Annotated in this window: 21 protein-coding genes; all 21 read right to left on the bottom strand. The window is 36.7% G+C overall.

Going from position 1 to position 22,205, the window contains the following annotated elements; all coding sequences use genetic code 11:
- Positions 1 to 100: 100 nt before the first annotated feature.
- Positions 101 to 445 (bottom strand): hydrogenase maturation nickel metallochaperone HypA, encoded by a 345-nt coding sequence (locus BM157_RS02220; RefSeq protein WP_055306085.1) that lies wholly within the window; start codon positions 443 to 445, stop codon positions 101 to 103.
- A gap of 230 nt (positions 446 to 675) precedes the next feature.
- On the bottom strand, positions 676 to 3,423 hold the full coding sequence (locus BM157_RS02225) for an FAD-dependent oxidoreductase (protein WP_022502135.1): 2,748 nt from the start codon (positions 3,421 to 3,423) through the stop codon (positions 676 to 678).
- A gap of 70 nt (positions 3,424 to 3,493) precedes the next feature.
- Complete coding sequence (gene hypB / locus BM157_RS02230) at positions 3,494 to 4,165, bottom strand: hydrogenase nickel incorporation protein HypB (RefSeq protein WP_022502136.1); 672 nt, start codon at positions 4,163 to 4,165, stop codon at positions 3,494 to 3,496.
- Between the two features lie 357 nt (positions 4,166 to 4,522).
- Positions 4,523 to 5,020, bottom strand: a complete 498-nt coding sequence (locus BM157_RS02235) for a CarD family transcriptional regulator (RefSeq protein ID WP_022502137.1) — start codon at positions 5,018 to 5,020, stop codon at positions 4,523 to 4,525.
- Positions 5,021 to 5,187: 167 nt separating this feature from the next.
- The gene (locus BM157_RS02240; protein ID WP_055306086.1) at positions 5,188 to 5,781 is read right to left on the bottom strand and encodes a DUF6465 family protein; all 594 of its coding nucleotides are present in this window, start codon (positions 5,779 to 5,781) and stop codon (positions 5,188 to 5,190) included.
- A gap of 18 nt (positions 5,782 to 5,799) precedes the next feature.
- Positions 5,800 to 6,054: an HPr family phosphocarrier protein gene (locus BM157_RS02245; protein WP_090139820.1), complete on the bottom strand. Its 255-nt coding sequence runs from the start codon at positions 6,052 to 6,054 to the stop codon at positions 5,800 to 5,802.
- 79 nt (positions 6,055 to 6,133) lie between these two features.
- Complete coding sequence (locus tag BM157_RS02250; RefSeq protein WP_055174192.1) at positions 6,134 to 6,445, bottom strand: DUF3837 family protein; 312 nt, start codon at positions 6,443 to 6,445, stop codon at positions 6,134 to 6,136.
- A 2-nt stretch (positions 6,446 to 6,447) separates the two neighbouring features.
- A complete protein-coding gene (trpA, locus tag BM157_RS02255) occupies positions 6,448 to 7,242 on the bottom strand; it encodes a tryptophan synthase subunit alpha (RefSeq protein ID WP_090139786.1) in 795 nt (264 codons plus the stop codon).
- Entirely contained in the window at positions 7,242 to 8,429 is a 1,188-nt protein-coding gene (gene trpB / locus BM157_RS02260) for a tryptophan synthase subunit beta (protein WP_090139788.1), read from the bottom strand. The genes trpA and trpB overlap by 1 nt, the downstream gene beginning before the upstream one ends.
- Before the next feature lie 85 nt (positions 8,430 to 8,514).
- Positions 8,515 to 9,162: a phosphoribosylanthranilate isomerase gene (locus BM157_RS02265; RefSeq protein ID WP_090139791.1), complete on the bottom strand. Its 648-nt coding sequence runs from the start codon at positions 9,160 to 9,162 to the stop codon at positions 8,515 to 8,517.
- Between the two features lie 14 nt (positions 9,163 to 9,176).
- Positions 9,177 to 9,995, bottom strand: a complete 819-nt coding sequence (gene trpC, locus BM157_RS02270; protein ID WP_090139793.1) for an indole-3-glycerol phosphate synthase TrpC — start codon at positions 9,993 to 9,995, stop codon at positions 9,177 to 9,179.
- Positions 9,996 to 10,023: 28 nt separating this feature from the next.
- Positions 10,024 to 10,593 (bottom strand): anthranilate synthase component II, encoded by a 570-nt coding sequence (locus tag BM157_RS02275; protein WP_090139794.1) that lies wholly within the window; start codon positions 10,591 to 10,593, stop codon positions 10,024 to 10,026.
- Positions 10,590 to 12,005 carry an anthranilate synthase component I gene (trpE, locus tag BM157_RS02280; protein ID WP_090139796.1) on the bottom strand — a complete coding sequence of 472 codons (1,416 nt, stop codon included), beginning with the start codon at positions 12,003 to 12,005 and terminating at the stop codon, positions 10,590 to 10,592. The genes BM157_RS02275 and trpE overlap by 4 nt, the downstream gene beginning before the upstream one ends.
- Before the next feature lie 664 nt (positions 12,006 to 12,669).
- Positions 12,670 to 13,362 (bottom strand): hypothetical protein, encoded by a 693-nt coding sequence (locus BM157_RS02285; protein WP_055174187.1) that lies wholly within the window; start codon positions 13,360 to 13,362, stop codon positions 12,670 to 12,672.
- Positions 13,363 to 13,741: 379 nt separating this feature from the next.
- On the bottom strand, positions 13,742 to 14,413 hold the full coding sequence (locus BM157_RS02290) for an HAD family hydrolase (RefSeq protein ID WP_318255751.1): 672 nt from the start codon (positions 14,411 to 14,413) through the stop codon (positions 13,742 to 13,744).
- Between the two features lie 55 nt (positions 14,414 to 14,468).
- Positions 14,469 to 15,377: a hypothetical protein gene (locus BM157_RS02295; protein ID WP_055174186.1), complete on the bottom strand. Its 909-nt coding sequence runs from the start codon at positions 15,375 to 15,377 to the stop codon at positions 14,469 to 14,471.
- A gap of 32 nt (positions 15,378 to 15,409) precedes the next feature.
- The gene (locus BM157_RS02300; RefSeq protein WP_090139798.1) at positions 15,410 to 17,308 is read right to left on the bottom strand and encodes a hypothetical protein; all 1,899 of its coding nucleotides are present in this window, start codon (positions 17,306 to 17,308) and stop codon (positions 15,410 to 15,412) included.
- Between the two features lie 33 nt (positions 17,309 to 17,341).
- The gene (locus BM157_RS02305; protein WP_318255752.1) at positions 17,342 to 18,289 is read right to left on the bottom strand and encodes a radical SAM protein; all 948 of its coding nucleotides are present in this window, start codon (positions 18,287 to 18,289) and stop codon (positions 17,342 to 17,344) included.
- Between the two features lie 54 nt (positions 18,290 to 18,343).
- A complete protein-coding gene (locus tag BM157_RS02310) occupies positions 18,344 to 19,033 on the bottom strand; it encodes an ATP-dependent Clp protease proteolytic subunit (RefSeq protein ID WP_090139801.1) in 690 nt (229 codons plus the stop codon).
- A 132-nt stretch (positions 19,034 to 19,165) separates the two neighbouring features.
- Positions 19,166 to 20,473, bottom strand: coding sequence for a GH25 family lysozyme (locus BM157_RS02315; RefSeq protein WP_318255753.1), 1,308 nt, complete (start codon positions 20,471 to 20,473; stop codon positions 19,166 to 19,168).
- A gap of 118 nt (positions 20,474 to 20,591) precedes the next feature.
- Positions 20,592 to 22,103, bottom strand: a complete 1,512-nt coding sequence (locus tag BM157_RS02320; RefSeq protein WP_318255754.1) for a DNA/RNA helicase domain-containing protein — start codon at positions 22,101 to 22,103, stop codon at positions 20,592 to 20,594.
- Positions 22,104 to 22,205: the final 102 nt, after the last annotated feature.

Here is a 22,205-nt window from a genome sequence, read left to right on the forward strand (position 1 = left end):
AATTCCGCCATTAATCAGCATAACATATCTTATTATAGCATAATATATTATTTTCTTATAATCTCAATCTGCTTAATCATAATATTACCAGCTAAAAATGTCAACACGCCTCTATTTCTTTGATGTTAAATTCACTTCCCTGCAAAAGATATGTATGTGTACTTCCACATTCAGGACATATCTTTCCATATTTTACCGTTTCATATTCAGCCTTGCAGTCCTCACAGTAAGTAACTGCATTTATCTTCTCTATAACAAGCTCAGAATTCTTTAATAAATCTTCCTTCTTTACCGCCCATTTCCAGCAGTCTGTAAGGTATGAGTCTATTACGGTGGATACTTCGCCAAGTTCTAATACAACTTTAGTTATCTCGGATATTTCATTATTCGCGGCTACTTCTTTTAAATCGTCTATTATGTGAAATACTACGCCTAATTCGTGCATTGAGGTGATTGCTCCTTTCTCTGTGATTTTTCTATCTATACCATAATACACTATAGGATAGAAATAGAACAACCACAATACAATCGCTGCCAAAAGCCGCAAAGGCTGTACAGCCTGATTATATTGCAGTTGTTCTTATCTACATAGGAAATTATCCTTATGTCATTATTACTATAGCTTAATATAATTATTACTAATTATCATTATCTGTTATCCAGCTATAAGGTTGTTTATTTCTTCTTAAACTTAATCTTTATAGCCTGCTTAGCTCCATAAGGAAGTATATACTTAAGCTTGTCTTCACTCTTTCTCATTGTACTACATTCTGGTAAATCCCTGTTAAGGTGTATTGCATCGAATTCACACTTAGTTGTGCATATACCACAGCCAATACATTTGTTAGGGTCTACTACAGAAGCACCACAGCCTAAACATCTTGCTGTCTCTGCTTTAACCTGTTCTTCTGTAAATGTAAGCTTAGCATCTCTGAATGACTTCTTATGGTCAAATGAATTATCTGTTCCAGGTATCTGTCTTGAAGAATTATCATAGCTTTCTACCTTGATGTTATTCTTGTCAAGTTCTATGAAATCCCTTCTGTTACGTCCTATTGTAAGTGAGCTGTGTGGCTGTACATATCTGTGGATTGATATAGCAGCTTCTTTACCAGCCGCAATTGCATCAATAGCAAATCTTGGTCCTGTGTATACATCTCCACCGATAAATACATCTGGATCTGTTGTCTGGTATGTAAGCTTGTCAGCTTTAACTCTTACGCCATCTATCTCAACCTTTGTGCCTTTTAATAAATCGCCCCAGATTGTTGTCTGGCCTATACTTAAGAATACGTGACTGCACTTAACTGTCTTAGTATCATTCTCATCATACTGAGGATTAAATCTTCCATCTGCATCCTTAACTGATGTACATCTCTTAAGGACAATTCCTGTAACCTTTCCATTTTCTGTAAGGATTTCCTTAGGACCCCAGCCACAGTCAAGCTTAACGCCTTCTTCTACAGCCTCTTCTATTTCTTCTTCTGAAGCTGGCATATTAGCTCTGTCCTCAAGACAGAACATAGATACATTGTAATCACCAACTCTTGTGCTTGTTCTTGCAACGTCAATAGCAACATTGCCACCACCGATTACAACAACATCACCTTCAAGTGGGAATTCGTGTGTGCTTCCAGCCTCTTTTAAGAAGTCAACTGCTGACATAACGCCCTTGGCATCTTCGCCTGCAACTCCTGCTTTTCTTGAACCCTGACAGCCTATTGCTATATAAAATGCTTTATAACCCTGCTTCTTTAATTCATCAATAGTGATGTCCTTACCAACTTCAACACCTGTCTTAATGTCAACGCCCATCTGTCGCATAACATCTATCTCAGCCTCAACAACATCTTTTTCAAGCTTAAATGATGGAATACCATATACAAGCATACCACCAGCCTTCTTGTTCTTCTCAAATACAGTTGGCTTGTAACCCTTCTGTGCAAGATAGAATGCACACGAAAGTCCGGCAGGACCACCACCAATAATAGCAATCTTTTCATCAAAATATCCCTTAGTTGCCGGAACTACAGGTTCTGGTATATAACGTGTATCTGCTTTTAAATCCTGCATTGCAATAAACTTCTTAACTTCATCTATTGCAATAGCTTCATCTATTGTTCCTCTTGTACAGGCATCCTCACACCTTCTGTTACATACATGTCCACATACTGCCGGGAATGGATTATCCTTCTTTATAAGCGCAAGTGCATCCTTGTATCTTCCCTGAGCTGCCATCTTAAGATAGCCCTGAACCGCTATATGTGCTGGACAGGCTGTCTTACAAGGTGCTGTACCTGTATCATAACAATTGATACGGTTCTTATCCCTGTAATCTTCTGTCCACATATGTGGTCCCCACTTCTGCTCTGATGGAAGTGGCATTTTAGGATACTTAATCTCGCTTCCGTCCTTAGTACATAACTTCTGTCCAAGCTTTACAGCTCCTGCCGGACAGTATTCAACACACTTGCCACAGGCTACACAGTTCTCTTTAGTTACCTTGGCAACATATGCCGAACGTGACATATTAGGTGTGTTAAATAACTGCGATGTTCTAAGTGCATAACAGACATTAACATTACAGTTACATATAGCAAATATCTTGTCCTGTCCGTCAATATTAGTAATCTGGTGAACAAAACCATTGTCTTCAGCCTTCTTGAATATCTCAAGTGCTTCTTCCTTAGTGATATAATGACCGCCCTTGCCTGTTTCAACAACATAATCAGCCATATCACCAACAGCTATACACCAATCCTCTGGATCATCTGCACAGCCTTCATCATAAGTCTTTCTTGACTTACGGCATGAACATGGGCTTGCTGCATATTTGCCATCATACTTATCAAGCCAGTATGATATCTTCTCTAAAGATATTGCCTCGTTATTCATATCAATAGCTTTCTCTACCGGAATAACGTGCATACCAATTCCTGCACCCCCTGGTGGCACCATAGGAGTAATCTTTTCCAATGGAAGACGGCTCATTCTCTCAAAGAAACGTCCCATCTCTGGATGTTCTTCAAGAACTGTGGAATTCATATTAGTAAATTCAGCACTTCCTGGTACGAACATTGGAAGAACATACTGCTTCTCGTGCTGTGGATTTTCCCAGTTATATTCCAAAAGACCATTAAAAGACATCTGCTCAAGCTGCTTTTCAAGTTCTTTCTCGTCCATTCCTGTAATCTGCACCATCTGCTTAAGTGTCTTAGGTTTACGGACACCCATTTTTAATGCTATATTGGCCTGTTCATCTGTACATATTGGTGCAAGTCCCCAGTATTCCGGACTATCTGCTGTTAATTTCTCAAAGCCAAGCTTAATTGGCACTCTGTCTGTTATCATCTTGCCAAGCTTAAGTATTGGCTCTCTTACCGGAAGTTCCGGATGAGGATTTTTAAATTCTTCTTTACCCATAAATTGTCCTTTCCACCTTATAAAGGCTTTTATCTTCGTTGCTCACGTTAAATAATTATGCTTACCGTGGTTACGCTTCTTTCCATTCCATAACCTGGTTCTTTAACCAGTCTGTCCATTCTAATATTCCTTCACCCGTCTTGGCACTAACAGGTATCACCTTAGCATCAGGATTTCTTCTTCTGATATATTCCCTGCACTGTTCAATATCAAAATCAAAATATTCCATAACATCAATCTTATTGATAAGCACAACATCACACACTGAAAACATAAGGGGATATTTAAGTGGTTTATCATCACCCTCTGGCACTGAAAGAATCATAACATTCTTTACTGCACCTGTATCAAACTCCGCCGGACAGACAAGATTTCCGACATTCTCAAGAACTACCAGATCAATATCACTATCGTCAAGCTCATCAATTCCCTGTCTTGTCATATCAGCATCAAGATGACACATTCCACCAGTATGAAGCTGTATTGCTTTAGCACCTGTCTCAGCAATTGTTATTGCATCAACATCTGAATCAATATCAGCCTCCATAACGCCTATTCTTAAGTCATCTTTCAACTGTTCAATCGTTCTTGTAAGAGTTGTTGTCTTTCCTGCCCCCGGTGATGACATAAGATTTAAAAGAAATACACCTTTATCTTTTAAATCTTTTCTTAAAAGAGCGGCACGTTCATCGTTGCTTTCAAACACGCTTTTTTTCACTTCAATAACCCTAACGTCCTTCACTGCTAACCTCCCTGATTTAATATGAGCTAATAAAGCTGTTCACATATGCCAAGCCATAACAATAGCTTATTACATACTATGTGAATATTTAATTGTCAATAAAAGTCTGACTAAATTATGCCGTAATCAGTCCCTGCTTTTATGCGTATTGCACTATGATAGCAATATGTTAAAAAAATGTCAATTATCAATTCACGAAATCAAGCTTTATCATAATAATATTATTATATATGTTTTAAAATAAAAAAAACAGTGTTATTGATAAAATGCAATCATTGAATGTTACCATTAATTACATTTATCTAAAACACTGGATAAAATATATTATTTAATCAAACAGGATTTCTCTGATTAAAATCAAAGCACTGACAGATAATTGTCCATCTGCTCTGACATTGCAGTGTAGTCCTCATTCATAGCCGCTGCTATCTCTCCGTAAAGAAGCTTTCTTGCTGTTGCAAGCATACGGTTATCTGCCGACTTCATTCTCCTTAACTCCTTTGCTCTGTCATTCTTTATGTTAAACAAAGCTCTTACAAGGTGCATAAGCTGTATAACGTCCTGTGATTTAACCATCTCGTCATACCTGGATGGGTGAATCTTTTCATTGAGTGCCTCATCCTTCTTACAATTCTTAGCACGGTCAATAAGCTTGATACAGGTATCCTTGCCAATTATGCTCCTAATCATAACTTTGTTATTCTCAACTGGCGAATATATAATACCTTTAGTGTCATATACAGGCTGAAGAAAATAATAATCTTTGTCAATTCCCTTTATAGGTGGTCTGCCTATCTGTTCAATCTCACATACACCTACAACTCCATAAACAACTTTTTCATTAACTTCAAACATATAACTCCTCATTTCTGTGTACTTTACTTTACCAACTTGGGTATTATTATACATCAATTCGACAATTTTTTCAAAATGTTTTCTTTTAAAATTCTTTATAAAGAACAAAAAAGAACTGTGGCATCATACATACACCACAGTCCTTTAACATTATGTATCAATTGGAATTAATAGAGATTAACACGTCCTGCAACATTGCCGTTAGCAACATAGTAACATGCATTATCTTCTGGCTTTAAGTACATTTTCAGTTCCTTAATCTCTACATTCTGTTCCTTAGCATCTTCAACTATTCTTGCAACAAGAGTTTCCTCATCAACCTGTTTATTAGCATACTGGAAGAATAACTCCTTATCAAAAGTATTCTTAGCTGCCTTAGTTGTCTTTCTAGTGGCTGGCTTCTTTGCCTTTACTTCCTTAACAGCCTTAGCTGCTGTCTTAGTTGTCTTAGCTGCTGCTTTAGAAGCTGTCTTTTTAACTGCTGCCTTCTTAGCTGTGACTGCTGTCTTAACTTCTGCCTCTACACTCTTAGCTGTTGCCTTTACATCAGCTTCAACCTTCTTGGCTGCTTCCTTAGTTTCCCCGGCTGCCTTCTTTACTGTCTCAACAGTCTTAGCTGCTTCTTTCTTAGTTTCCTTAACAGTTTCTTTTGCTGCTGCCTTTGCAGGTGTCTTTCTTGTAGTGGTCTTCTTAACATCTGCACTCTTTGCTGTCTTAACTTCTGTCTTAGCCTCGTTACCAAAAATGTCCTTAGTTTCCATGATCAAATCCTCCATAAATTAATCATTACAAGTTAAAAAGTTCCTAATTGCATCGGTGGCATTACTCTCATCACTGCCAGTAGCTGTAACTTTAACCTCGATGCCTTCCTTCAATCCAAATGCCATAATCCCCATAAGACTTTTTGCATTAATGTTTTTTCCTTCGCCCTCAATCTCAATATGACTGTCAAACTTACATGCTATCTGAACTAATTCAGCTATTGGATTCTTATGTGCTTTGTTAATGTCTGCAACCTTAACCAATTCTGTCATCGTTAACATCCACCTATCCTTCATAAATTAATTACATTTGTAGAATATACCTCATATACCCTAATAAGTCAAGACCTGCTTAAATATTCTTATCGTTGTATCCCATATGATATAGTTCATTCATCTGCTCATCAAACTTATCTGTAACCTCATAATCAGACGTTATTGCAATTAACTGCTGTATCTTCTTATCGTCAGTCTGGATAGCTGAAATACCACTTATAACCTTATCATACACGCTTTTTAATTCAGTTATTGTGCCTTCTGGTTCAACACCCTCCTGACTTGTTAAAATACCAAGTGCATACGCACATTCATAATTTCCTGTCATTCTGGCATTATCATATCTGCATTTTGTCTGTATCGCTGTTCTTACAAGACTAACAACCATATTTACTCATTCATCTCCTTCTTGAAAGAGCTTATATATTCTTTGATAACATTTTCATCATAATTATTCTCTTTCATAAGAGTGATAAAATGTGAACCAACAATTGCACCATCAATAATATCCTCAAGTGGCTCTACGTCCCCGGCTGTTCTTATTCCAAATCCCATCATAACCGGAACAGGGCTGTTCTTCTTAACTTCCAAAAGATACTCTCTTATCTGCTTATGGAAATTAGTACCATTACCTGTAACACCCATCTGTGATACACAGTATACAAAGCCTCTTGCATTATTAACAATCATAGGTATACGCTGCTTAGATACCGGTGATACGAGCTGTATAAGAATTGGTGCAGCCTCATTTTCTGCAAGCACTGCATTAATCTCTTTCTGCTCCTCATATGGAAGGTCTGGTATAATAAGACCGTCCACTCCGCAATCTGCACACATTTCGACAAATTCTTCAAGTCCGTAATGGTAAACTGTATTATAGTACATCATAAACACTACAGGTGTAGTAAGTCCTTCTTTTCTTACCTCTTTCATAAGTGTAAATATCTTTGTTAAAGTTGCCCCCTTCTGTATTGCTTCATAAGATGCTGCCTGAATAACCGGTCCGTCTGCTACAGGGTCAGAAAATGGTATTCCAAGCTCCATAACATCTATGCCTGCCTCCTGCTGTGCGAACATAATCTTCTTAGTTGTTTCCATATCTGGAAGCCCTGCTGTTGTATATGTGATAAATGCCTTTCTTCCTTCATTCTTTAAGGCTGTCATTTTTTCTTCTATTCTATTCATTATTTATTAGTCTCCTCTCCATTAAGATATTTCTTTACTGTGTGAACGTCCTTATCGCCACGTCCTGAAAGACACATTACTATAATCTTTCCCTTGTATTCTCCCTGTGCCATTTTAAATACGTGGGCAAGTGCGTGGGCACTCTCTATTGCTGGAATAATACCTTCCATCCGGCAGAGTTCCATTAACGCATCCATACACTCAGCATCTGTAATTGATACATATTCTGCTCTTCCTGAGTCTCTTAAATATGCATGTTCCGGACCTACACCCGGATAATCAAGACCTGCTGATATACTGTGGGCAAGCTTGATATTACCAGCCTCATCCTGTAATAAATATGACTTCATTCCATGAAGAACGCCCGGTTCTCCAAGTGCCATAGCAGAAGCGTGCTTTCCTGTATCTATTCCAAGTCCGCCTGCCTCAACACCGATAAGCTTTACATCTTTATCATCTATAAAATCAGCAAACATTCCTATTGAATTAGAACCGCCGCCAACACAAGCAACTACTGCATCAGGAAGTCGTCCTTCCTTTTCTAATATCTGTTTTCTTGCCTCTGTTGATATTATTCTTTGGAACTCTTTAACCATTTTAGGATATGGATGAGGACCTACAGCTGAACCGATTATATAAAATGTATCCTCCGCTCTCTCAGCCCACGTTCTTATAGCTTCGTTAGTTGCATCCTTAAGTGTTGCACTTCCTGTCGTTACTGCCTGAACCTTTGCACCAAGCATTTCCATTCTGAATACATTAAGTGACTGCCTTTCTATATCTTCAGCACCCATATATACTGTACATTCCATTCCAAAAAGTGCTGCTCCTGTAGCTGTTGCAACGCCGTGCTGTCCAGCACCTGTCTCAGCTATAACCTTAGTCTTTCCCATTCTCTTAGCAAGAAGTATCTGACCTATAACATTGTTAATCTTATGTGCTCCTGTATGGTTTAAATCTTCTCTTTTAAGATATATCTTAGCACCATACTTCTCGCTTATTCTCTCTGCATAATATAAAGGTGTTTCTCTTCCTACATACTCTTTAAGATAGTACATATATTCTTTTATGAACTGAGGATCTTTAATAGCCTCATCAAATGCCTTCTCTAACTCATTAAGTGTATTCATTAATGATTCAGACACATACTGTCCGCCAAACTCTCCATAATATCTGTTATCCTGCATAATTATTCCTCTTTTCCTTTAATTAAATATTACACCCAGCAAGCTTTGATAAGCTTTTCTGGCTTTATACCATAAATCTGCACTGTTAATTATTAACAGCATTTATAAATGCTTTGACTTTACTTTCATCTTTGCCTTTAATAAGCACATCTTCATATTCAACACCAGAGCTTATATCAACAACATCAGGCTGTACGCATTTAACTGCCGCCGCAACATTGCCACTGTTAAGCCCCCCTGCAAGAAATAACTTCTTTTCTGTTATCTCAAGCTCTTTAATACTGTTCCAGTCAAACGTCTTACCCGAACCCGGAACACCTGCATCAAGAAGTATTCCAGCAACTTTATCAAGCTTCTGACTTTTTTCAACCTGTTCCTTAACTGTATTAATTATGTCGTCAGTTTTATCTGCATTATTGTTATCTGCTATATTAACTGCCCTTATAATTGGAATTGTGTCTGCCTCATATACAGCCTTTTCAAGTGTGCCGTGAATTTGAATATAATCAAAACCTGCTTCCTGTATTTTATACAACTGTTCCACTGTTGGTGATACTGTAACAGCTACAGCTTTTATGTCTGATTTTTTCAATATATCAACTATTATCTTAGCTTCTTTTATCGTTACATCTCTTTTGCTCTTTGGATAAAATACAACAACACCGCCATAATCAGCACCATATTTTATGAGAAGTCCCGCGTCTGCTTCACTTGTAAGCCCGCATATCTTCACTTCAACAGGAGAAGCTATTTTTTTGCCTTTAAAAGCTCCTTATCGTATGTATCTTTAAATTCTCTTATAAGCTCTTTAGGATTAAGTGCTTCCATAAGCACTGTTCCGCAAAGCAACGCATCTGCCCTGCTGTCAGCAAGCGGCTTAACATCTTCACTGCCTTCCACCCCGCTCTCAGATACAAGAATCTTTCCTTCTTCTCTCATCTTAGGTGTCACCATATCTGAAAGCTTCTTAGTTGTATTAAGATTAACTTCAAATGTCTTTAAATTACGGTTATTAATTCCAATAATCTTAACGTCAAGATTTATCATACGCTGCATTTCTTCCGCATCGTGAACTTCACACAGCACATCAAGTCCAAGACTGTATGCCAGATCATATAACTTCTTGAATGTCTTATCATCAAGTATTGCGGCTATCAAAAGAATTGCATCTGCACCTATAACTTTAGCTTCATATACCTGGTATTCATCAATTATAAAATCTTTTCTTATAATCGGAAGATTAGTCAGGCTTCTGATCTGCTTAAGATATTCTGTGCTTCCATTAAAATGATCTTCCTCTGTAAGACACGATATAGCATCTGCACTCTCACTATATTGTCTTATTCTTTCAGTCAGGTCTATCTTATTATCCATCTTTCCGTGGCTTGGAGAAGCCTTTTTAAACTCTCCTATTATTGATAAACCCTGCTTTCTTAAGGCATCATAAAAACTTATGCTCTGTCTTTTTAAATTAAGTGCTTCCTGCTTCATATCCTCTTCACTTATAGCATTTTTATGTTCTACAAGTCTTTTCTTCTTATCTTCTACAATAACGTCAAGAATCATATTATCTCCATTTCTACACATTTATCAGTCAGATATTGCCATTAACAAAATTCTCTATAATTCTTTTTCCGTGTTCAGTATATATTGATTCAGGGTGGAACTGTAAACCGACAACCGGATATTTCCTATGCTTAACTGCCATAATCTCTCCGTCATCAGTTCTTGCAATTACCTCAAGCTCATCTGGAAGTGTACCCTCTATAATCGCAAGTGAATGATATCTTGCAACATTTACAGGTGATGGAATCCCTTCAAATATACTGCTTCCATTATGAATAACCTCTGACTGCTTGCCGTGCATTAACTGCCTGGCATATGAAACTGTTGCACCAAATGCAACACCTATGCTCTGATGTCCAAGGCATATGCCAAGTATAGGTTTCTTACCTGTAAAATGCTTTATCACCTCAACACTTATGCCTGCCTCTAAAGGGCTCTTAGGTCCGGGAGATATAACTATTGACTCTGGATCTAACGCTTCAATCTCCTCTATTGTTATCTTGTCATTTCTTACTACCTTTATATCATTGTTAAATATACCTATAAACTGATAAAGATTATATGTAAATGAATCGTAATTATCAATTAAAAGAATCATAACTGTTCCTCCTTAACAAGTGTCTTGGCAAGTGCCATAACTTTATTACAGCACTCCATATATTCAAGCTCTGGCTTAGAGTCTGCTACAATTCCAGCTCCTGCCTGAAGATATACATAGTCACCTTTCTTTATCATAGTTCTTATTGTAATACAGAAATTCATATTACCGCCAAAATCAAGGTAACCTGTTGCTCCTCCATAAAGACCTCGTCTTACAGTTTCCAATTCATCTATAATCTCCATAGCCCTTATCTTAGGTGCTCCGCTTAATGTACCTGCTGGAAGGAATGATGATACAAGGTCAAGAGGATGATATTCTCCATTTCTTCTTCCCTCTACCAACGATACTATATGCATTACGTGTGAGTATCTCTGCACATTCATAAACTTTGAAACTCTCACTGAACCTAACTCACTTATCTTACCACAGTCATTTCTTGCAAGATCAACAAGCATTACATGTTCTGCTCTTTCCTTCTCATCACTAAGAAGCTCATCTTCTAATGCTATATCTTCCTCCTTAGTTCTCCCACGTCTTCTTGTTCCAGCTATAGGACAGGTATATACTTTAGAATCTGTCTGCTTTACTATCATCTCTGGTGAGCTTCCTATTATTTCAAAATCCCCAAAATTATAATAATAAAGGTATGGTGATGGGTTAAGCTTTCTTAACTTCTCGTAAAGATTAAAACCTGTCTGTTTTGTCTTGACTGTCCATCTCTGTGATAATACTGTCTGGAAAATGTGTCCTTCTTTTATATAATTCTTAATCTTCTCAACCTTCTGGCTGTATTCATCTATCGTGTCCGATTTTTTCACAATCTGGCCATCAAGCTCCATATCAATCTCTTCGTTATGATATTTACCAACGCCTTCTCTTGCTGTCTTTATAAGTTCCTCAGCTTCCTTTAATGCTCTTGCTCTGCCTTCTTTGCTATCTTCATCAAGAACTACTGCTGTAAATGTCTCTGCCTCGTGGTCGATTGCTATGAACTTTGAAGCTAACATAAGCTGTATTGTTTCTATGCCTATCTCATCTTCATTATCATCTGGGAGATTCTCTGTATATCTTATATAATCATATCCAAGACTTCCAACAAGTCCTCCCATGAATTCAAGTTCTTCTGCATCTTTTATTATTTCAAATTCATCGAAATATTCCTTTAATCTTACAAGCGGATTACCTTTTCTTACTTCCCTGCTTCCGTCTGATTTAGTAATTACAAGACTGTCCTTATCTGACTGGATAATCTCCTGTGGGTCAACTCCCATAAATGTGTATCTGCCATTTTCCTTATCATTACTCTCCATAAGAAAGCCCTTCTTTTCTCTTCCAAGCCCCTTATAAAGCTCAATAGCTGATTCATTAACAATACTTACTGTCTTTTTGTATGCTTTTAATCTTCTCATACACCAATCCTCACTTCTTATTAATCTTCCTGTCAGATATCAGACTTTTTCTTATCGCTTATAACTTATTATGTAAACAGATATTCCTATCACACAAAAAAGTCCCCGACAGGACATTCCTGTCAGGGACGATAAATCTCGTGGTGCCACCCTTATTCACAAGTACATTCAACTACATATCATAATATATTATATCACTTATGCTGTGCATATTATATACACATCAAATGCTTTACAAGCCTTTAAGTGAAACCGAATAATTCATATTACTATTATATGTATATACAGCATATATGGCAATCATATACAGTGTTATAATTATAATATAATTATAAACCGTTATACATATAATGTTATTAAAATATACTTATCTCATTATCGGATACTATTATATCCTCCCTCTATAACGTGAGGACACGTCACAGACTACTAGGCTGTTATGCTGTTAATCTGTGCATCTCCCAAGCCCATTCCTTTATGACTCCCATACCGGCTTTCCATCACCGCCAGCTCTCTGTAATGTTCCTTCATAAAGTACTATCTTGTTCGCAGACTTTAGTGTATTAAAATGTTGAAGTTATGATAGCACTAACTAACCAATACGTCAACCCCAAAAATTAAATTTTCCACTACATTAATTTCTCAACTACATCAAATTTTTCCACTACATCAATTTCTCAACTACATCAATTTCTCCAACTGACATTTCTGTATCATCATCTTCTTTTTCTTCCCAGCCCTGTGCATTTTTATTTTTATTATTAGCTGCCTTTTCCTTTGCCTCTTTCTCTGTATTAGGAAGTGCTTTATACTCGTCAGACTTTCTGAACTCCTTATATACATCATCATATGCTGCCATAATTTCTTTCCTGGCTGGGTCATCCTCACTTATTCTTGACATAGCCTGTGTATATATGTCTGCCGCTTTTTCCTTTGACGTAGCACTTTTAAGTTGTTTCTTTAACGACTCTCTTAATACCTGAACCTTTGCCGCCTTGGCGTAAGTCACAGGGTCATTCTTTCTTAAATACTGCATTTCATCTGCACTAAGCTTCTTACCTGACTCTAACTTACGGTACAGCTTCTGTACGAATTTCTTTTTTTCTTCTTCACTCATTCCGGTTGTCGGGTCAAATATAGAATCAACCGCTTCCTTTAACTGCAAACCTATTGATAATGTATCAAGCTTTGTGTTCTCATCCTCATTTTCATTTTCGGTGTCATCTTTTCTGTACTTTTTAAAAAGATTATTGATAAGTCTTGTAGTTTTATTAGTGCTTTTGGCTTTATTATTGTTGTACAATGCCATACGGCAGCTATTTACTGCTGAGTTAATCTGTTTATCTTGTGTATTCATACTTACCTCCCTGGACATTTAAAAAAAGAATGTGCAAAGCACATTCTCGCGCCGAGTGCGGTCGCTTGCGACATACTACATCTTCGTGCGAGTGCGCATTATCGGCACATAGTGCCTTTTATGTAATAGGGAATTCTATCGGAATTACCTATTACATAAAAAAGATGGCACTGATAAAAAGTGCCATCCGTAGCGTATATTTAACATCCGTGTTATTATATATTTCATTGGTCAGCCGTATAAGCTTACGGCTTATTATTTACGAATAATATATCGTACAAAATATATAATACCTTAATATTAATACATAAAATAATTATAGCAGAATTTTTTTAAATATAGTCTTTAGCCACTCAAGGTTACTTTTCAGGTAATATAATTACAAAAGAATATCTTTAAGCTCTTTAAAGCTGTCTATTACCCCAACATATAAAGAAGGTTCAACTTCACCAAAACCATACTCGGCATATATAAAGTCTATTTCAGCTTCCCTTGCCGCATTGGCATCACCTGCTGTATCACCGACATATACCGGATTGCTAAGATTATTTCTTTCTATAAGTGTTCTGTTGCTTACTGCCTTTGGTGCTCTTGTTCTGCCCCAGCACTCTGTATCACTAAAATATTTTTCAAGCTTATGTGCCTTTATAAATGCTTCAATATATCCGTCCTGACAGTTGCTTACTATATACAATGGATATTTTGTCTTAAGCTCTTTAAGTGTTGCCTCAAGCCCTGGAAATAACACTCCACCCATCTTTTCAAGATATCCATTTTCAAATTCGCACAGCTCGTCCATAAGTGCATTTCTTACTTCTTCCTTCTCATCAGGAAACAGCTTTGCCGCAATATCATACATAGGAAGTCCCATACACTGTCCCAGTTCTTCTATTGTTATAGGCTCTCTTACTATCTCTTTATGTCTGTCTAATATAATATTCCACGCTTCACATATAGGCTTTGATGAGTTCCATAATGTTCCGTCAAGGTCAAATATTATGCTGTCATACTTGTTTTTTAAATCCATATTCTTCTCCATTTTAATCATCATTTCTGTTCCTGCTTTGTGCACATAACGATTTTAATTCATAAGCTTAATTCATAAATTACGCATTTTCAAGACATCTGTCTAACTCTGCAAGTACTCCTTCAAGCTGTTGTTCATTAGTTATATCATATACAATAGAAAAACAATCCTTTGCAAGTGCATATTCCTTATCCTGAAGCATTAACTCTCCAACCCTGTATACAATACCGATCGTCTTGGAGTCCGGGCCCGGCTCAACATTTTCTTTATCAAACATTGCCTGCATTGTGCGGATATCATATTCTTTATCATCCTTAGTTACGCCCTTATCTTTGGCTTCCTTAAGTGCATTTTCTATATAATTAAGCTCTGAATCTGCATTATCTGTGTGGTAATAGATATTACTGTATGTGTAGCACGCCTTTGCCATATCTGTGTTGTATGATGAAAGATAATAAAAGCCCATATTTCTGTAATACCTTGCCATAGTTGCCCTTGTACAGCAAAATCTATATGCCTGCTTAGTGACATCAAGGTATCTTGACATCATATTAAGGTATTTGTAACATTCTGCAAGCCCAAGATATGAATCCAAATCCACCGGATTCCAGCACAGTGCTTTCTTGTAGGCGTCTTCTGCCCTCTTGTACTTTTGAAGCTTCACGCATAAATCAGCATAAGTCCTGTAATATTCTGCAATTGGAAGCTCTGGCATAAGTATTTCTTCCTGTGGCTCAAAATAGCACGCATATATATAATATTCCATAATATGATTAGTACACAGCCATATTTTATCCGTACCTTCTGACTTTCTTACATTAAGATCATTATCCAGCATACCAGCTTTTCTTTTATCTTCGTATTCAAGCTCTATGACATCTAACACCTTCATAAGTATATCTGCCGCTTTATCATAATCTCCTGAATTAAATACTTCCTCATAATCTCCATACTGGCTCTTTAATTCATTAAGCTTTGTGTAATCCATTTTAACTTTTTCCTTTCCGGATATTATAACTTTTAGTATCTTTTCTTAATAATTCTGGCTTTTTTCTTTTCTTGATATTCTGCCACAAGGATTGCTATGCTTCTTTCCGGTACACAGACGCTTCTTGCTTCTTTATCAATAAATGCTTTATCCTGCACATCATTCGTGGCTGCTATTATCTTAAAGCTGCTTCCCTCAACCTTTGGCAGGGCAAGATTGTGCTTTTCCCAATGCATATTATAAGCTATGTATATAAGACTTCTCGACTTATCATCTGAGTAGGAATTGCAATACATAATTCCTATCTGCCTGCAATAATTCTCCATATCAGCATACCACGCATTGCCTCCGTGATATGACATATCTGGATAGCCTAATGATTTGGAGTCACTTAACGAAAGACTTTCCCTGCTGTGAAGAATACCATATTTCTTTCTTAAGGCAATAAGCTTCTTAGTCCATTCCAATATCTGCATTGAATCATTGCTTGTTCTCCAGTTCACCCACGAAAGCTCACTGTCTATGCAATAAGGGTTATTATTTCCCTGCTGGGTGTTCATAAATTCATCTCCCGCAAGAATAAGCGGCGTACCCTGCGATAATATAACCATAACAAGAGCATTTTTAATCTGCTTAATTCTTAACTGTCTTACCTTAAGCTTTCTCGTACTGCCTTCTTCGCCGCAATTCCAGCTGAAATTATAATTCTCACCATCTCTATTATTCTCGCCATTAAGCTCGTTATGCTTGCGGTCGTAGCTCACCAGATCATACAGTGTAAAGCCATTATTACTTGCCACATAATTGATAACCGCAGCATTATATGGATTAGCACCTGCCATATTAATAAATGGCCTTAACATATCCTCATCACCTTTTAAATAACGCCTTATCGTATTCTGTGCATCATTATTACAGCTTGCCATATGCTTATATGTACCCCTGTCTGAATTCCAGCCGACAGTAATTATCTTTGTATCTGCAAGCTGTGGATCTGCTGCCAGCACATTTAGGGAATGTTCATCACAGTACAGGTGCACTCCGTCTATATGGTATTCCCTTACCCAGTACCTCACGCATTCAAGAATATATGCCGTTTTAACACCGTCAAAGAAGAATTCCATCACAACTTCAATTCCGTTATTATGCAGGCATTTTACCATATTCTTGAATTCTGTCGTGTAATCATTATATTTACCTGCCTTTTCACTAATATTATCCTCTGCTGGTATACTGTAAGATGCCTTAGGTGCATAATAAAATGCCTTGGTATAGCCCCAGCAGTTAAGCTTTTCTGCCTTTTTAGTAACAGTATTATTATAAATGCTTCCTTTTATCACACCATATCTTAAATATTCACTGCTGTCTATGAATTGAGGAAATCTGTATGCCTCATCAAATTCGTATGCCGGCATAAATTCAAGCGTAGTAATACCAAGTTCTTTAAGATATGGTATTTTCTCTACAATCCCCCTGAATGTCCCCTTTGACTTTACCTTTGATGACCTGCTTTTTGTAAATCCACGCACATTAAGCTTATAAAAAACACAGTCATTATATGGCAGATGCAGTGGCACATCACCTTCCCAATTAAAGCTTTCAAGCTTTACCGGACTTAAATGTAATGTATTTTCTTGCTCAACTCCAAATACTTCACAGCCTGTAACCGCCTTGGCATAAGGATCAACAATATATTCATCATCAGCCTTATAACAATACAGCATTCTCTCTATATTATCATCACACACACATACAGAATGTACTGTCCCCATTCTTTTTTTTAACGGAATTTCCTCTTTTAATTCAAGAGTATCCCTATCAAAAAAGCATAGTTTTATATCCGTATCCGTACTACAATCATAAGCAAAATTATATCCATTTTCTATCCTGTTACACCCCATAATACAAGGGTTACCACTCTCACATCGCATAATATGCCTCCATTTCAACTGTCTTATACTTTATCATAATAATCCAGTATAATCAAATTCTGGAATAAAGCTTTCATCTGCTGTACCGCCCTCTTGTATAAAGCCGTTGACAACACCTAATTCAATGGCATAATCTACAACCTCATCATATTCTTTCTTAGTGACCCTCCTGTTAAGATTATCGTATTCCTTAATTCTGTTTATCGGTGTGTACTGGTTCATAATGCTTATGTATATGTCATCTTTATATGTATCATACAGGTACTTGATTACAGCCTTGGAGTCTTTCACACACGCAGGCAGAAGAAGATGTCTTACTATGACACCTCTCTTCATAATCTGCTCTTCAACATACCCCTCTTTTACGAGTTCATCTTCTGCTGTAAAGAATACCGGCTTACCTGTCTGTCTTATCATTTCTTCTAATGCTTTCTTCGCAGTTTCTGTATAATCTGCAGCATATGAATACTGCTGTGAAAGCCTGCTGTCCATATATTTAAAATCCGGCAGATATACATCCACTATGCCATCTAACATTCTTAATGTTTCAACATTTTCATATGCACTTGTATTGTATACAACCGGTATTCTAAGTCCTTTATTTCTTGCCTTTTCTATTGCCTTTATTATTGGAATTGTAAAATGTGTTGGCGTTACAAGATTAATATTATCAGCCTTATTATCCTGCAGACGAAGCATAACATCGCTCAGCTCATCTACAGATAATTCCTTTCCAACCTTTGCAGAAGCTATATCGTGATTCTGACAGAATACACATCTTAATGTACAGCCCGAAAAGAATATAGCACCACTTCCACGCTCTCCTGATATGCAGGGTTCTTCCCACATATGAAGTGCAGCCCTTGCCGCCATAATTTTATCATTCATAAGACAATAACCTTTATTATGTGTTCTGTCAATATTACAACGCCTTGGGCATATATTGCATTTGTTATCTGGCTGTGTGCTTAGTGTCATCATAATCCTCATTTCTGCATATGTTTACTATTCTGCATATCTTTATTGTTCTTCTATTTACTCTTCTTTATTCATAAGCTCTTTTATCTTATTGAATGCGTGGCTTATTCCGCCTACTTCATTAATAAGCCCGGCTTTGACTGCATCTTCTCCTACAAGAATTGTTCCTAAATCCTTTGTAAGCATTTCTGTATTCATCATCATATTCTCTACTTCTTTTTCTTTTGTGTCGCTTTTTCTTGCAATAAATGAGACAATTCTTTTCTGTATGCGTTCAAAATAATCATAAGTCTGTCTTGCACCTATTATATTTCCATTCATTCTCACCGGATGTACTATCATTGTAGCTGTTGGAACAATAAATGAATAATCTGTGCTTACAGCAAGAGGAACACCTATACTGTGGGAATCTCCTATAACAAGAGATACCGTTGGCTTGTGCATTGACGCAATCATTTCGGACAATGCAAGCCCTGCACTTACATCTCCTCCGACCGTATTCATTAAAAATAATACTCCACCTATTGCATCATCATTTTCCACCGCAGCAAGCTGTGGAAGCAGATGTTCATACTTGGTTGTCTTGCTTGCAGCTGGAAGATTATCGTGTCCTTCTATCTCACCTATTATTGTAATTAGCTTAATCTTCTTTCCATTTTTATCCTCAAGCACAACCTGTCCATCTTTATTATCACTATCTTCACTCATATATGTGCTGACTCCTTTACAATATTCCTGACCTTTCATAAAAATCCTGGCCTGTACAATACTATGTCAGCACACCCCAGAACACTTCTGTTAAAGAATGTACTGACTTATCATCTTATAATATTGCCAATATTGTAAATATTATGCCAAATATTCTGTATCCTCAAATATTTATTTTATAATTATCTGGAACCGGTCTATCTTCCTGCCTATAATGCCTGCATAACCGTCCTGTCCATTGTCTGTTTCATTGTCTGTCTGATAAGAATAATAATCCATATTCTTTCTGCTTACCCTGTAGTACGCATAATGATATCTTCCGTCTTTTAATGTTGCATATGGTGTCGCTTCATTTATAAGCAATGATGCCGGTGTATAATAATACACTTCAACCGCCTCAATCTCAGCTCCATTTCCTGCATAACCATTATAATAGTCATTAATATCTGAATTTCTGCTGTCAACATATGAAAGCCACCTGCCACCGGCATATACTCTGTATACAGCATAACCTTTATCAGTTGATAAGGTTATTCCAGTTATTCCAGTCCCCTGTATTCCTGCATAATCTTCATCATTAACTACCTCAGGAAGCCAGTAACTGCCTCTAATCTGTGCCCTGTAGATTACATTTACATTGGTATCAACATTTACTGCTTCAATTGCAGAACTTCCAGCAGCTTTATCTATACGTTCTATATTCTCTCCGTTATCGTCTGTATCTGGTCTATCTTTAAATGGTGAGCTGTAATCTGCATAAAATATATTGCCATCAAATTTGTGCCCATCTATTAAGTATGCTCCAAACTGCCACATCATACAATCCATACCAGGTTCTTCTATACCCCAATGTGCAAGCCACATATTAAAACCTCTGGTATTCGCAAGCCGCTCAAGATTCAGTACATTTTTATAATAATTATAGTTAGCATATACGCCTGTCGTATAGCCTTCTTTATCCATAGCTTCAATAAATTGTATACAAAAATCCGTTAAAAGCTCACCATCTTTGTATACATCAAGTCCATTACGCTCCTTGTATCCGTCTGCATCTTCCATATCAAACCATACGCCACGGACAGGACTTCGCCCCTGCAACATTCTTAGTGTATGATTAATCTCCGATGTAACTTCATCACTTGTAAGTGCATAACTGTATATATACACACCATAAGGTATTCCAAGCCGCTCACATTCATTCATATTACGGATTGCCTGCTTATCATCTTGTCCTTCAATATCATTACCATAACCAATTCTTATTATGACACCTTCTATATGCTCCTCTATCCTGTTCCAGTCTATCAGACCATCGTGACTGCTTACATCTATCACAACTGCACTTACATTAAACACGCTTATGGTAATCATTATTATACTAAGAACAAGCGATACAACAATAGCTGTTAAATGTGTACTTCTGCCCTGTGCTTTATTATTGTCCTTCTTGCTATGTGTAAATTTCGGACTTTTTATCATAAGACATACCACCTCCTTTATATACATATAAAGGATATACCTTGTGTAAGAATACATCTTTAAGCAAGATATATCCTTAATATATGTTATTCTTAAAGGAAGGCTTCGTGCCTGTTAATCAGTCTATATATTCTCTGTTAATTCCACTCTTTATCTCAAGCAGCTTCTCAAATACTTCTTTATTATCAAGTACAATTATGCACAGCTTATCTCTTGCTCTTGTAACCCCCTGATACAGAAGCTTTTCTAATATATCATCAGTATTGTCTTCTACATCAGCAACTAATTCCCCGTACTCGTTATAACGGAATTTGCCATCTATAACTGTAAGCACCTTATCGAATTCTTTTCCTATATAACGGTAGGCATTGAACTGCCTTGTCTTATATCTTTCATTAATATCTTTATATGACTTCTCATAATCTATGTAAATGTACTGCTTTGCCCTGTAATATGCTTTAAGCTTTTTAAATTCATTAATACTGTTGGCATAGGCAATTGTTACACAATCATACTCATAGCCCCTGCCGTGCTTGGTAAGATCAAATAAATTACGCACAAATTCCGCAAGTTCTGGATTGGTTCTTATCTTATCTGAAAGAAAATATTTCACTTCTGATAATTCTTCTATTCTTTTGTCCATTGCCCTTAACTGTTCATGTCTTGATAATACCTGGTCACAGTCATAGAACATAATAATCCTGCTGGCATTACATTCCTTAAGCCACTCAAACTGGTCATCGTGCATTCGCTGTGTTTCATCTACAAGCACATAATCATAATCTTTGATATTATCTTCATTGACAAATTCTTTAGAGGTTATTATTGTAGTGTTACTAATGGTATTCTGCAATATATCTATATTAGGTGTCCTTCTGCCAAAGTGTATTATACATTTAGATAGTTCTTTTGGAAGCTTACGCACTGTATCATACAGAAGAAGTGTCTTTCCTGTTCCAGCTTCACCCTTTATTGAATAATATCTTACTTCACTATTATTAATAAGGCTGTTAAGGAACTTCCTGCTCATAGCCTCCTGCTGGTTCGTAAGAAAATACTGGTGTCTTGCAAACCTTTCTGGTGCATTAACTGGCGATATAAGATAGTCTTTAGCTTTGAACAGACTTTCGATATTGTATTTCATACACTTCTTTATCATTCTTATATCAGCCACAAGCTCTGTAAAATCAGCCATAACAAGTGTATATGTACCATCACTAAGTTCTAATCTATATAATGTATTGGTATTTAGAATAAATGTATACGAATATATATTAGTAGTTACTGGACTAAGGTAATATCTGTTTCTTACAAGCTGCTGCTTTATTCTGTCCTCTCCTACATCTTCACTTTTAAGCTCTATATTAAGAATACATTTTCTGTTAGATGAAATCCTTAATAAATCAAATTCCTTGCTTATATGTGCAATCGTATATGAATAGAAATAGTTATCCAGATCCTCTAACCTTGCACCAGCTTTAATCAATTCCCTTACAAGAATAATAAGTGACTCTTTCTCTCTTATCCTTGTCCTCTGAAAATCTTTTCTCCCCGACAAAATATATTCATACTCAGCAAAATCCTCATTATCACTAACTCTTGTGAGATTATAAATATTAATCGAGTTCATACACTCACCTGCCTTTATAGTAAAATAGAGCATACTATACTTTATAATATGTATGCTCTATCAACTCCGGCACATAGTATATATTAACACTCTCCAATATCC

Origin of the sequence: [Lactobacillus] rogosae, from assembly GCA_900112995.1 — a bacterium.
GTDB lineage: Bacteria > Bacillota > Clostridia > Lachnospirales > Lachnospiraceae > Lachnospira > Lachnospira rogosae.